At 72.5% G+C, this 12,003-nt stretch carries 12 protein-coding genes and 1 pseudogene; 8 read left to right on the top strand and 5 right to left on the bottom strand.

Going from position 1 to position 12,003, the window contains the following annotated elements:
• A pseudogene (locus IH61_RS0107490) lies at positions 1-247 on the top strand (amino acid permease); the annotation flags it as partial.
• Between the two features lie 286 nt (positions 248-533).
• Here the strand turns inward: IH61_RS0107490 and IH61_RS0107485 are convergent.
• Positions 534-1,178: a TetR/AcrR family transcriptional regulator gene (locus IH61_RS0107485; RefSeq protein WP_051836468.1), complete on the bottom strand. Its 645-nt coding sequence runs from the start codon at positions 1,176-1,178 to the stop codon at positions 534-536.
• A gap of 112 nt (positions 1,179-1,290) precedes the next feature.
• Here IH61_RS0107485 and IH61_RS0107480 point away from each other — a divergent pair, with 112 nt between their 5' ends.
• Positions 1,291-2,805: an MFS transporter gene (locus tag IH61_RS0107480; RefSeq protein WP_051836466.1), complete on the top strand. Its 1,515-nt coding sequence runs from the start codon at positions 1,291-1,293 to the stop codon at positions 2,803-2,805.
• 73 nt (positions 2,806-2,878) lie between these two features.
• On the opposite strand, the gene IH61_RS0107475 is transcribed toward IH61_RS0107480, so the two are convergent.
• Entirely contained in the window at positions 2,879-3,457 is a 579-nt protein-coding gene (locus IH61_RS0107475; protein ID WP_031066771.1) for a TetR/AcrR family transcriptional regulator, read from the bottom strand.
• A 151-nt stretch (positions 3,458-3,608) separates the two neighbouring features.
• On the opposite strand from IH61_RS0107475, the gene IH61_RS0107470 reads away from it, so the two are divergent.
• A complete protein-coding gene (locus IH61_RS0107470) occupies positions 3,609-4,370 on the top strand; it encodes an SDR family NAD(P)-dependent oxidoreductase (RefSeq protein WP_031066768.1) in 762 nt (253 codons plus the stop codon).
• A 28-nt stretch (positions 4,371-4,398) separates the two neighbouring features.
• Here the strand turns inward: IH61_RS0107470 and IH61_RS0107465 are convergent, their stop codons facing one another.
• The gene (locus tag IH61_RS0107465; protein ID WP_031066765.1) at positions 4,399-5,469 is read right to left on the bottom strand and encodes an endonuclease/exonuclease/phosphatase family protein; all 1,071 of its coding nucleotides are present in this window, start codon (positions 5,467-5,469) and stop codon (positions 4,399-4,401) included.
• An 88-nt stretch (positions 5,470-5,557) separates the two neighbouring features.
• Between IH61_RS0107465 and IH61_RS0107460 the strand changes: the two genes are divergently transcribed.
• From IH61_RS0107460 to IH61_RS0107440, 5 genes are all read left to right on the top strand, one after another.
• Entirely contained in the window at positions 5,558-6,253 is a 696-nt protein-coding gene (locus IH61_RS0107460; RefSeq protein ID WP_031066764.1) for a response regulator transcription factor, read from the top strand.
• Positions 6,246-7,352: a sensor histidine kinase gene (locus tag IH61_RS0107455; protein ID WP_031066762.1), complete on the top strand. Its 1,107-nt coding sequence runs from the start codon at positions 6,246-6,248 to the stop codon at positions 7,350-7,352. Before IH61_RS0107460 ends, IH61_RS0107455 begins: the two co-directional genes overlap by 8 nt.
• 210 nt (positions 7,353-7,562) lie before the next feature.
• Positions 7,563-8,360: a GNAT family N-acetyltransferase gene (locus tag IH61_RS0107450; protein WP_031066760.1), complete on the top strand. Its 798-nt coding sequence runs from the start codon at positions 7,563-7,565 to the stop codon at positions 8,358-8,360.
• Entirely contained in the window at positions 8,357-8,581 is a 225-nt protein-coding gene (gene infA / locus IH61_RS0107445) for a translation initiation factor IF-1 (protein ID WP_031066758.1), read from the top strand. The genes IH61_RS0107450 and infA overlap by 4 nt, the downstream gene beginning before the upstream one ends.
• Positions 8,582-8,966: 385 nt before the next feature.
• Positions 8,967-9,797, top strand: coding sequence for a hypothetical protein (locus IH61_RS0107440; protein WP_051836461.1), 831 nt, complete (start codon positions 8,967-8,969; stop codon positions 9,795-9,797).
• Between the two features lie 117 nt (positions 9,798-9,914).
• Here IH61_RS0107440 and IH61_RS0107435 read toward each other — a convergent pair whose 3' ends face one another.
• Together IH61_RS0107435 and IH61_RS0107430 are read right to left on the bottom strand one after the other, a co-directional pair.
• The gene (locus IH61_RS0107435) at positions 9,915-10,976 is read right to left on the bottom strand and encodes an SIS domain-containing protein (protein WP_051836460.1); all 1,062 of its coding nucleotides are present in this window, start codon (positions 10,974-10,976) and stop codon (positions 9,915-9,917) included.
• A complete protein-coding gene (locus IH61_RS0107430; protein WP_051836458.1) occupies positions 10,976-11,995 on the bottom strand; it encodes an ROK family protein in 1,020 nt (339 codons plus the stop codon). The genes IH61_RS0107435 and IH61_RS0107430 overlap by 1 nt, the downstream gene beginning before the upstream one ends.
• Positions 11,996-12,003: the final 8 nt, after the last annotated feature.

The following is a 12,003-nucleotide window of genomic DNA, read 5'->3' as shown; positions in this document are numbered from 1 at the left end:
GATGTTCCTCTACCCCCTCCCCAGCATCATCGCCGCCATCGGCTGGCTCACCGTGTACGGCTACGCCGACAAGGCCAACCCCGACATCCACCCCATCGAATGGTCCCTCGCCTGGGTCGCCCTCGGCGGGGTTGTCTTCCTCATCTGGTCCCGCGTCGAGAAGGTTTGGCCCTTCGGTCCCAAGGAGGTCCGCGAGCAGTACCTCACCGAACAGAAGGACGTCGAGCACGCCGGCACCGCCGCGTGAACCACCATCAACCCGCGGGCCCCGAACGGTCGTTCCTTCCCCGACGACCGGCCGGGTCCGCGCCCCATCCGGTCCGACGGTCCCGAGCTGGCCGTACGTCCTGATCACCCGGCCCGGGTGCGGCCTGCACGCCGCCCCGGGCCGGGCCGCTGCCGGTTGCGGCCGGTCAGGCCCACTCGGCGGGCAGGTTGAAGCGCTGGACGTGCTCCGCGCCCAGGAACGAGGTGAGCGCCTCGACGAGTGGCCGACGCCGCCCAGGGCTGAGCCCGGCCTACCTGGGCCCGGCCTACCCGCGGACGGGCCGACCGGCCGCAGCGGCTCCCCGGGGCGTCCGGTCGGTCCGTCCGGTCGGCTCGGGGCCGTTGAGGGCGAGCCGCAGGGACGGTCCGACGTGGCGGACGATTTCATCAGGGGTCATCGAGGCCACCGGTTCCAGCCGGACCAGGTAGCGCGTGGTGATCACCCCGGCGACCACCACGCCGAACGCCGCCGCCCGTCGCTGCGCGCCGGGGCCGTCGAGCCGGGCCGCCACCCGCTCCACGATCTCGCGTTGCATGACCTCCCGTACCAGCGCCGCATGCCCCTCGTCCTGCACCACGTTGCGCAGCATGGCCAGCAGCGGGGGACCGGACGCGGGGTTGTCCCAGACGGCGATCAGGGTGCGCAGCAGGCGCTGCGGCAGGGTGGCCGGATCGCCCGCCAGGGCCTGCTCGATCGCCTCGGCGGGGTTGACCGTCAGCGCCATCGCGGCGCCGAACAGGCCCCGCTTGGAACGGAAGTAGTAGCTGATCAGCGCCATGTCGACGCCCGCCTCCGCCGCCACCGAGCGCAGGGTGACGGCCTGGTAGCCCTCGGTCAGGAAGCGGCGGCGGGCGATCTCCAGGATGGCGGCCCGGGTGTCCGGGCTGCCGGGGCGACGACCTCGTGGCACGGACCGTTCCTCCTCGGCTCGCGGATTAATTCATCAGCGTTGAAATGGTAGCCCGCGCGGCGCCACCGTGGTGCTCGTCCCACTCACTCGAATCCTGGGGAGGCCGAGCACCGTGCACGCTGTCCAGCCACCGCTCGCCACCGCGTCACCCGCCGGCGCCGCCGCGCCCGCCCGCCACACCGCCGTCCTGGTGATCACCTGCCTCGCGCTGGCCACCGTGGTCGCCGCGATGTCCTCACTGAACGTGGCCCTCCCGGCGATCGCCCGCGAGACCCACGCCGACCAGTCCCAGCTGTCCTGGATCATCGACGCCTACAGCCTGGTCTTCGCCGCTCTGCTGCTTCCCGCCGGTGCGCTCGGCGACCGGTTCGGCCGCCGCCGCGCGCTGCTCGTCGGCCTGGCGGTCTTCGGCAGCGGATCCGCGCTGGCGATGACCACCACCTCGCCGGACGCCCTGATAGCCGTCCGGGCGCTGCTCGGGGTCGGCGCGGCGCTGGTCATGCCCGCGACCCTCGCCACCATCACCAGCACCTTCCCGCGCGAGCGGCGGGCCGGCGCGGTCAGCGTCTGGGCGGCCGTCGCGGGGGCGTCCGCCGTGGTCGGGGTGCTGGTCTCGGGTTCCCTTCTGCAGGAGTGGAGTTGGCGCTCGGTCTTCCTGCTGAACGTGGTGCTCGCGGTGCTCGCCGTGGTCGGGGTGGTGGCCCGGGTGCCGGAGTCGGCCGCGCCGCAGCAGCCGCCACTCGACGTGGTCGGTGCGGTGCTGGTCGCCGCCGGTCTCGGCGTGCTCGTCTACAGCATCATCGAGGCGCCGCAGCACGGTTGGACCAGCCCGGCCACCCTGGGCGGCACGGGCCTCGGGCTGCTGGTCCTGATCGGCTTCCTCGCATGGGAGTTGAGGACACCTCACCCTCTGCTCGATCCGAGGCTGTTCCGCAACCGCAGGTTCGCGGCCGGCACGCTGTCGATCGCGCTGCAGTTCTTCGCCTTCTTCGGCTTCCTCTTCGTCCTGATGCAGTACCTGCAACTGGTGCGCGGCAACAGCGCGTTGACGGCCGCGGTCAGCATGCTGCCGATGGCGGCGACCCTGGTCCCCGGCTCCCGGCTGAGCCCGCTGCTCGGCGCCCGGCTCGGCGTCCGGCGCCCGTGGGTGGCCGGTCTGGTGCTGGCGGCCACGGGCCTCGGCCTCTTCTCCCGGGTGGACGGCGGCACCCCGTACTGGCAGCTCGCGGGAACCCTGGTGGTGCTCGGGGCCGGCCTCGGACTGGCGATGCCGCCCGCCACCACCGCCATCACCGACGCCCTGCCGGTCACCCAGCAGGCCGTGGGCTCGGCGATGAACTACCTGGCACGGGAGCTCGGCGGCGCACTGGGCATCGCGGTCCTCGGCAGCATCCTGACCGCGGGCTACCGCAGCCACCTGATCCTCCCGGACATGCCCGCGCACGCCGCCGACGCCGCCCGCTCCTCCCTCGGCGCGGCGGCCGCCATGGGCGGCCCGGTGCTCGCCCACGCCCGTACGGCCTTCGTCGCCGGGCTGCAGGAGGCGTTGCTCGGCGGCGCGGCGGCGGTGCTGCTCGCGGCGGTCGCGGTGGCGCTGCTCCTGCGGCGGAGCACCGCCGAGCGGTGACAGCACCGGCGAAAGAGCGAGGGCCCGCACCACGAGGTGCGGGCCCTCGCCGTCATGCGGTGCCGGCAAGGCGTCAGTCCGCTGCGCCGTACCGGAGTCCGCCGAGGATGAGGTCGAGGAGGCGTTCGGCCTGTTCGCGCTGTTCAGGCTTTCCCGAGGTGAGGGCGACGCCGGTGAGGGCGGCGAACATGTCGGGTGGGCTGATGTCCGATCGGATGCTCCCGGCGGCGCTCGCGGCATCCAGGAGCGAGGTGAGGGCGGTCATCATCAACTCCCGGCTGTGGGCGTAGGGGTCGACGCCGGAGTCGACGACGGCACGGAGGGCATCGGCCATCCCCAGTTTCGCGGTGGCGTAGTCGATGAAGCGCCCCATCCAGGCGCGGAGCGCCTCGAGGGGCGGGACAGCCGCCAGGAGTTCGGGGGCGGCCTCGCACAGTCGGCTCAGTTCGTTGCGGTAGGCGGCCTCGATCAGGAGTTCCCGGGTGGGGAAGTTGCGGTAGAGAGTGCCGGTCCCGACGCCCGCCTCCTTGGCGATGTGCTCCAGGTGTGCGTCCAGTCCCCGCTCCGCGAAGACGCGCGCCGCGGTGGACAGGATCTTCTCCCGGTTGCGCCGTGCGTCGGCCCGCAGCGGCCGGCCGGTCTCTGAGGTCATCGGAGCGCTCTTTCCTCGAGTGTTGCTAAGTGGAGGCTCCTCCGCTTACTGTCCTGGACGTGGAAGTGGCGGCGCCTCCACTTATGAGTCTAGGGCACACGCCGCCGTCGTCGTCCGCACCGTGCGGGCCAGCACATCAAAGGGGAACACCATGAACCTCCCGCTCGAGGGCAAGGTCGCCGTGGTCACCGGTGGCGCGTCCGGCGTCGGCCTGGGGATCGCCCAGGAGTTCGTGGAGCAGGGCGCCCGCGTGGTCATCACCGACCTCCGGCAGGAGCAGCTGGACGAGGCGGTCGCCAGGATCGGCCCGAACTCCTCGGGCATCGTGGCCGACGTCGTCAAGCTCGCCGACATGGAAGCGGCGTACCAGGAGGTCATCGCACGCCACGGACAGCTCGACGCGGTCGTGGCCAATGCCGGCATCGGCGCGCACGCCCCGCTCGGCGCGATCACCGAGGAGCAGTTCGACCGGACGTTCGACGTCAACGCCAAGGGCGTCCTGTTCACGGTCCAGCCGGCGATCGCGCTGCTGCCGCCCGGCGGCACGGTCGTCGTCATCGGATCGACCGCGTCCATCCAGCCCCCGGCGGGCATGGGCCTGTACGGCGGCTCCAAGGCCGCGGTGCGCGCCTTCATCCGGTCCTGGATCCAGGACATCAAGGGCACCGGCATCCGCATGAACATCCTCAGCCCCGGCGCCGTGGACACCGACTCCCTGCGCAGCGCCCTGGGCATGGCGCAGGGCGCCGACGCCGTTGCCGCCGCGGTCCGGAGGATGGGAGAAGGCAACCCGACCGGGCGGATCGCCGACCCTCGCGAGATCGGCAAGGCCGTGGCGTTCCTCTCCAGCGACGCCTCCAGCTTCGTCACCGGCGTCGAGCTCTTCGCCGACGGCGGCATGGCGCAGGTCTGAGCGGCCGAGCCGGCGCGTGTCGCCGTGATCACCAGCTGAGCGCGGCCGTCACCGGCCGGTGGTCGCTGCCGTTGGCCGCGAGCACCCGCGAACTGCGCGGCTCGACGCCGCGGACCATGATCTGGTCGATCCGCACCATCGGGAACGCGGCCGGCCAGGTGAAGCCGAAGCCGTCCCCGGCCGCGTCCTGGGCCGAGCGCAGTTGTGTGCTGAGGCCGGAGAGTGCGCGGTCGTCCAGGGTGCCGTTCAGGTCGCCGAGCAGCACCACCCGCGGGCTCGGATCGGCGGCGACGGCCCTGCCGAGGGCCTGCGCGCCGAGGTTCCGCGAGTCCGTCCAGAAGCCCTTCGCGGGGAGCACCCGTACGGAGCCGAGGTGCGCCACGAACACGGTCAGCGGCCCGCGGTCGGTGGTCACCGTGGTGCGCAGCGCCCGGTTGACGGCCAGCTTGGCGTCGGACGGTTTGGTGGCCCCCAGCGGCCCGTAGTCGACGACGTCGATCGGGCGGGTGTCCGACAGGGGGAACCTGCTCCACAACCCGACCGTGCCCTGCACCGTGTGGAACGGGTACGTCCTCGCCAGGCCCTGCTCGTACACCGGCGTGGCCTGCGGGGTCAGCGCCACCAGGGCCAGGACGTCCGCGCCGTGGGCGGCCAGGTCGCGTGCGGTACCGGCCGGGTCGGTGTTCTCGGCGTAGACGTTCTGCTCGGCCACGGTGAGGTCCCCGCCCGCCTGCGACCGGTCGCCGAGCAGCCCGCCGAAGAGGTTCAGCCACACCACGACCGGGAGCAGCAGCGCGGCCGTCGCGGAGGCGGAGCGGCGCCACAGCGCGGCGGCCAGCAGCAGCGGGACGAACAGGCCGAACCAGGGAAGGAGGCTCTCCACCAGGCTGCCGAGGTTGCCGAGCCCCCGGTTCGGAATCCGCGCGTGCAGCAGCATGGTCAGCCCGAGCAGCAGCGCCAGGGCGGCGAGTACGAGGCCGCGCCTCCAGGACTCGGGCCGGGAGGCGGCGTGTACGGCCCGGCGGATGCGCGCGCGCCACGCCGCGGCAACGCTCGTCCGTCCGTCCGTGGTCTGCGCCGGGGGCAGGGTCTGGGTCATGCCCGGCAGTCAAGGCGGCGCGGTGTCGCCGGCACGTATGGGGATTTCGATACGCGGACGATATGCGCCGACTCGTAGCATGACGGGCATGCGCGTGCTGATCGTCGAGGACGAACGACTTCTGGCGGAAGCCATCCGCGACGGGCTGCGGCTGGAGGCCATCGCGGCCGACATCGCGGGTGACGGCGACACCGCGCTGGAACTGCTGAGCGTCAACGCCTACGACATCGCCGTCCTGGACCGTGACATCCCCGGGCCGTCCGGGGACGAGATCGCCAGGCGCATCGTCGCCTCCGGCAGCGGCATGCCGATCCTCATGCTCACCGCGGCCGACCGGCTCGACGACAAGGCATCCGGGTTCGAACTGGGCGCCGACGACTACCTCACCAAGCCCTTCGAACTCCGGGAACTCGCGCTCAGGCTCCGGGCACTCGACCGCAGGCGTGCCCACAACCGGCCACCCGTCCGGGAGATCGCGGGCCTGCGGCTGGACCCGTTCCGGCGCGAGGTCTACCGGGACGGCCGCTACGTCGCGCTCACCCGCAAGCAGTTCGCCGTGCTCGAGGTCCTGGTCGAGGCCGAAGGCGGTGTGGTCAGCGCCGAGGACCTCCTGGAACGCGCCTGGGACGCGAACGCCGACCCGTTCACCAACGCCGTGCGCATCACCGTGTCCGCCCTGCGCAAGCGTCTCGGCGAACCCTGGATCATCGCCACCGTGCCGGGCGCCGGTTACCGCATGGACGTGCGGCCGGGGGCCGGGCGTGGGGGAGACGAGCGTGGATAGGACACCGGGGTTGAGCGTCCGCCTCAAACTCACCCTCAGCTACGCCGGCTTCCTCATGCTGGCCGGCGCCCTGCTGCTCGCGGCGGTGTGGTGGTTCCTCCTGAAGTACGTCCCCAGCCGCGCGCTCATCATCCCCGGCTCCACCGACCTCACCCAGGGCGTCTTCCCCGTCCGCGCCAACCTCCTGCGCGTCTTCGCTCCGAGGGCGGCCGCGGTGCTGGCGTTCCTGCTGCTGTTCGGCCTCGCGGGAGGGTGGTTCCTCGCCGGCCGGATGCTCGCCCCGCTGACCCGCATCACCGACGCCACCCGGCTGGCCTCGGGCGGATCGCTCTCGCACCGGATCGGGCTGCCGGGCCGCAGGGACGAGTTCCGTGAACTCGCCGACGCCTTCGACACGATGCTGGCCCGCCTCGAGGCGCAGGTCGACGAACAACGGAGGTTCGCGGCCAACGCCTCGCACGAGCTGCGCACCCCGCTGGCGGTCTCCAAGGCGCTTCTCGATGTGGCCCGCGCGGATCCGGGCCACGACGCCGGTGAACTCGTCGACCGCCTCCACACCGTCAACACCCGGGCGATCGCCCTCACCGAGGCCCTGCTCCTGCTCAGCCGCGCCGAGCAGCGGACCTTCGCCCGGGAACGCGTCGACCTGTCGCTCATCGCGGAGGAGGCCGCCGAGATGCTCCTGCCCCTCGCGGAGAGCCACGGCGTCACCGTCGAGACCCGCGGCGACGTCACCCCCGTGACCGGATCGCACGCGCTGCTGCTGCAACTGGCCGTGAACCTGGTGCAGAACGCGATCGTCCACAACCTGCCCGACCAGGGCACGGTGTGGGTGACGACCGGCGTCCGGCCCGACGGCGTCGTGCTCACCGTCGAGAACACCGGCGAGTGGGTCACGCCGGAGCTGGCCGCGACCCTCACCGAACCGTTCCAGCGCGGCACCGAGCGCATCCGCACCGACCACGCGGGCGTCGGCCTCGGCCTGGCCATCGTCAGGACCATCACCCACGCACACGACGGAACGCTCACCCTCACCCCGCGCCCCGCGGGCGGCCTCCGCATCACCGTGGAACTGCCTGCAGGACCAGGGGCTGCGTGACCGAGGGAAGGCGCCCGGTCCGGAAAAAGGATTTGAGCGGCGCGGCGCGACGCTGCTAGCGTTCGCGGCGGATCGTGAAGTCGTCGTAGGGAGGTGAGACCCGTGAACACAGTCACCCATGGGTGCTCCCTCACTCCGCCACGGTCCAGCGGCTGACGTTCGGTGTCGCCGGGAGCGCCTGAGATCGAGGCACTCCCGAAGGAGACTCCGATGAACACGACACCTTTCACCTCAGGCCCGAGCGAGTACGCGGTGAGGATCACGCGCGTCGCGGACGGGCAATGGCACGCACTGGACGACGACCTGGTGGTCGGCAGCGGGTATGCGGCGGACCGGCCTGACGGCCGCCTGTTCGTCAGCATCGACGCCTGGCACGAGGCCGCCTTCGACCGGCTCGCCGAGGCGATGCTCGCGGACCTGCCGTCGCCGCTGTACACGGTGGTCGACGAGGCCGACGTCGAGCTGACGGCCCGCTGGCAGCGGGCCGGTTTCACGACCCGGCGCCGCGAATGGGAGTACGACGTACCGACCGACCCTCAGGTCACCGGGCTCGCGGGCGTCCTGCCGCCCTCGGGCGTGACGATCGTGCCGGTCGGCCAGGCGGACGAGGGTCTGCTGCGGGCTGTGGACCGCGCGATCCGGGACGAGGTCGAGGCGACCGCCGGGTGGTGGCAGTCGATGCCGACGGAGGTCTACCACGGTCCCGAGGGCGACACCGTCGTCGACCCGTCGAAGTACGCGGTGGCCTCCGCGCCGGACGGCTACCTGGGTCTGATCCGGGTGGTGGTGACGCTGCACCGGCCTCGCGTCGGGCTGGTCGCGGTCCGGGCCGGTGAACAGCGCCGGGGCATCGCGCGGGCGCTGCTCGCCGACACGCTGGGCACGCTGCACCGCGCCGGGTACGCCGAGGCCCGGGCCGAGGTCCACGAGTCCAACAGGGCAGCCACGGCGCTGTTCGAGGGCGTCGGTGCCCGGCCGGTCAGCAGCAACCTGGAGCTGGTGCGATGACCAAGGACAGGAGCGTCATCGAGGCCGAGGGCCGGGTCGTCGAGTGCCTGCGCAGCGCCATGTTCACCGTGGAGCTCGAGAACGGCCACCGGGTGCTCGCGCACATCAGCGGGAAGATGCGCAAGCACTACATCAGGATCTATCTGGAGGACCGGGTGCGGGTGGAGCTCCCGCCGTACGACCTGATGCGCGGCCGGATCGTGTTCCGGTACCGGAACTGACCGGAACCAGCCGCGGTCGGCACCTTCCGGTTCTGTGACAGCCGATCCCGGGGCCCCGGTCACGAGGATTTCGTGACCGGGGCCCCGTCCTTGGATGTGGCGGTCCGTCAGCTTCGGGCTGGTCCGCCGGGGCGCCGGGCCTCGGGGCGACGGCCCGGTGAAGCTCGCGAACGGCCCTCGGTCTGTGTCAAACTTGCTCATTGGCGCGTGAAACTGCGTGATTTACGGTCCATGCAATCAGATACGAGCAACTGGTGGGCGTCGCATGTCGATCCTTCGAAGATTCCGCGACTCCGGCCCCCGCCTGCGGCCGGAGCTCGACGACGTGGAACTCGGCCATGTACGAAGACAACTGGGTTCCCGCGCCGTCCCGGGACACGACGGCATGCGAATCGAGCAGATCGAGCGGCTGCTGCGCGAGGCGGGCACCGACTGGGACCGTCGTACGCACCGGCTGGCCGTGATCGCCGAGGCCGCCGCGCCCTGGGAACTCGCCCGCGCCTGGCGGATGCGCAGCCCGCGCGACGCCGACGGGCTGGTCCTGGAGGCATGGGTCGGCCTGGTCCGTGGACGGCACGCGGGCCGGATGGACGATGCCCGGGCCGCCGTCGAGTACTGTCACCGCGCCGCAGAGGCCGTCCCCGCCGACCCCACCGCCTGGGTGGCACTGCTCGGAATCCTGCGCCTGGTCCGCGCCGACTCGCGAGAGCTGTTCGCCGTCTGGGACGAAGTCGTCTCGCGCGATCCGTGGAACCGCGAGGCGTTTCTGCAGATGCTGCGGTACCTGTCGCCGGAGGAGTGCGGTTCGAGCAGGAACCAGATGGACTTCGTGGAGTCGCTCCGAGCCTCCATGCCGTCGAATGCGCCCGCGGCGGGTGTCGAACTGACCGCGGTGATCGACGCGTACACCCGCAAGACCACCAGGCCCGGGGTCGAGGCGCTGCTCGCGCGTCACCACTGGACGACCCCCTGGGCCGTACGAGCGGTGAACGCGGCCCTGGCAGAGTGGCTCCGACCGGGTCACCTGCGGCACGCCGCCGCCCTCGCGGATCTGAACCTGCTCGCCTTCGCCCTCGTCCGGGCCGGGCGAGTGCCCGAAAGCGCCGGGGTCTTCCGGCTGCTCGGCGGCACGGTCACCGAGTGGCCGTGGACGCTCGACGGGGACCCGCTCGAGCGATTCGGCTACTGGCAGGCCAAGGCCATGGCCACGGCCTGATGCCCGGTCAATGTCCCAGACGGTTGGCGTGATGCGGAATTCGGAAGGGGCGGCGGCGGGTGCGGCCGGGGAGGCCGCCCGTTCGCGTTCGGGCGGTCTCCCCGGCCACAGCCGGCACTAGCTGGTCAGGGTGACCTTGTTGAGCCCGACCGGCCGGTCCGGGTCGACGCCCCGGAACTTCGCCGTCGCGAGCGCGAGTTGCTGGCCCCGCACGGTGGCGAGCAGGCATTCGCCGAGGCCGCCGGTGGCCGGCCAGGACAGGTCGGCGTGCGGAGCGGTGCCTGCCAGCAGAACGGGGGCGCGGCGCTCGGCCAGGGCGAGGCCGAGGTCGAGCGTGTCCTGGTCCGCCGGTCCGGAGCCGGCCAGCAGGAGGGCGGGAGCCGTGGGCCCGCAGACCGCGATCGGGCCGTGCCGGAAGTCCGCGGTGGAGAAGCCGTGCGCCATCAGGCCGGTGGTCTCCTGGAGCTTCAACGCGCCTTCCAGCGCCGACGGGTAGCAGGCACCGCGCCCGACGACTGCGACCCGGTCGTGCGCGGCCAGCAACTCGGCCGCCCGGCTCGGTGCTTCCGTGTCGCCGAGCACCTGCTCCACCGCACCGGACAGTGCGGCGGCCTGAGTTCGGGTCAGGCCGCCGGGGCCGAGACCTGCCGCGACGGCCAGGACGGCCAGCATCTGGGCCGTGACGGTCTTCGTGGCCGGCACCGCCAGCTCAGGGCCTGCGCCCAGGGCGATGGACAGGGCGGCGGCGCGTGCGAGTTCGGATTCGACGTCGTTGGTCACCGCGACCACCCGGGCGCCGGCATCGGCGTAGCGATGGGCCAGGTCGACGATCTCCGGGGTGCGGCCGGACTGGGAGAGCGCTACCAGTAGCCAGCCGGCGAAGCCCTTCGGCTCCCGCTGGTAGGCGGTGGCGACGCTCGGCGCGACCAGACAGGTGGGCAGGCCGGTCTGCAGTTCGACCGCGTAGCGGCCGAGGAGAGCGGCGTGGTCGGAGGAGCCGCGTGCGAGGAACGCCACACCGAACGGTGCCGCGCCCTGGACCAGAGCGGCGACCCGCGTGGTCAGCTCCGGCCACTGGTCGGCGAGCGATGCCAGGACGGCGGGCTGTTCGCGCATCTCGGAGGACATCCGGGCGCCGGGGGCGGTGGCGGGGCCGGTGGCGGGCGACGGGGCGGCCATCAGTGCTCTCCCAGGTCGTAGTCGAAGTCGGGGCCGATGACCGGCGCGGGCCGGCTGTCCATCGCGAGGACGATCGCACCGTAGAGGGAGGCGTCCTGGCGGAACCGGGCGACCCGGAGCTCGGTCGGGAACGGCAGGGCGGCGGCGAGCAGGCGTTCGAGCTGGGGGAGGATCAGATCGGCGACGGACATCAGGCCGCCGCCGAGGACGATGCGCGAGGGGTCGACGAGAACGGCCATGTTGGCCAGCGCGGTCGCGAGCGCGGTGAGTGTCTGTCCGGCCAGCTCCTGGGCGGCGGGGTCGGTGCTGCGGAAGAGGTCGCCGCCGGTGGCCGACTCGCCCAGCAGCGCCCTGGCGCGGTCGGTGAGGTTCTTGCCACCGAGGATCTCCTCCAACGGGGCTCGCCCGGCGGAGACGGCGTCCAGCGGAGCGTTGCCCGGGTTGGCGTACGCGATCTCGCCGGCTGCCTGGTTGGCGCCGTACACGACGTTCCCGCCGACGGTGAGGGCGGCGGCGAGACCCGTGCCGAGGTTGACGTAGAGGCCGGGCTCGGCTCCTCGCAGCTCGCCGAGGCGCAGTTCCGCGAGTGCCCCGGCCCGGACGTCGTTGGCGACGGGGACGGTCGGCACACCGAACTCGTCGGCGAGCCGCGCGGAGAGGGCGAGACCCTCCCAGCCGGGCAGGTTGGGGGTGAGCAGGATGCGCTCGGGCTGGATGATGCCCGGTGCGACGGCCGCGTGGGCGGCGACGGGGGCGTCGAAGCGCGTCTCGGACTCGGCGGCCAGCTGTCGTACGGCCTTGGCGGCGCGTGCGATGGCCTGGTCGGGGCCCCGCTCGGCCATGGTCGCCAGCCGCTTGCGGACCAGGATGGCCCCGTGCGGGTCGGCGAGAGCGAGTTCTGTCTTGGTGCCGCCGAAGTCGACGCCGATGACCGTGTGGGTGGGACTGTCGTCGGTGGTGTCGGGCGCAAGGTCGGGGCTCCTGTGCGCGTGGGAGAGCAGAGGAGTGTCTGTGATCATCGGCGGGT

It is taken from the genome of Streptomyces sp. NRRL WC-3742, from assembly GCF_000720635.1.
Classification (GTDB): Bacteria; Actinomycetota; Actinomycetes; order Streptomycetales; family Streptomycetaceae; genus Kitasatospora.
The sequence above is the reverse complement of the archived record's forward strand: the minus strand, read 5'-3'. Positions and strand labels throughout refer to the sequence as shown.